General features: G+C 60.1%; 1 protein-coding gene. It reads left to right on the top strand.

Features of this window, described 5'->3' with window-relative positions:
• The coding region (locus HX866_RS33600; RefSeq protein WP_177141265.1) for a hypothetical protein at window positions 1–441 on the top strand (441 nt) is incomplete at both ends.

The following is a 441-nucleotide window of genomic DNA, read 5'->3' as shown; positions in this document are numbered from 1 at the left end:
CATGTCCCCCAAGAAGCCCCGCTCAGGTAATACGCCCCTCGTTCTTCCAGAGATCGAGATTCCGAACAGTGGGCCGACGTTCTACCCGATCCCCCCCGACACCACGGGGATCAATATCGCCGCACGGGACCTCTACCCCCGCGACGGCTTGAAACTGATCATCGACCCTTGGTCGAACATGAGTCGGGGGGATAGCTACCGGGTCAAGCTGGATAACCAGCCGGTGGTGGGAGACATCATCGACACCGATGAGCAGGTGGACCAGGAGGTGGTGTGCTTTATCCCACCGCTACTCTTGGTCGATGGTCCCTTTAACCTCTCTTATGAAGTGATCCGAGTCGGCAATCCTACGCCGGAGAATTCGCTGGCCACGCCAATCTACGTCAAGGTCGAATACGCCCCGCCTGGAGGTCCGGACCTGGACGCCGGGACTCCCGGCCA

The organism is Pseudomonas gingeri (assembly GCF_013386165.1).
In the GTDB taxonomy this organism is placed as follows: domain Bacteria; phylum Pseudomonadota; class Gammaproteobacteria; order Pseudomonadales; family Pseudomonadaceae; genus Aquipseudomonas; species Aquipseudomonas gingeri_C.
The sequence above is the reverse complement of the archived record's forward strand: the minus strand, read 5'-3'. Positions and strand labels throughout refer to the sequence as shown.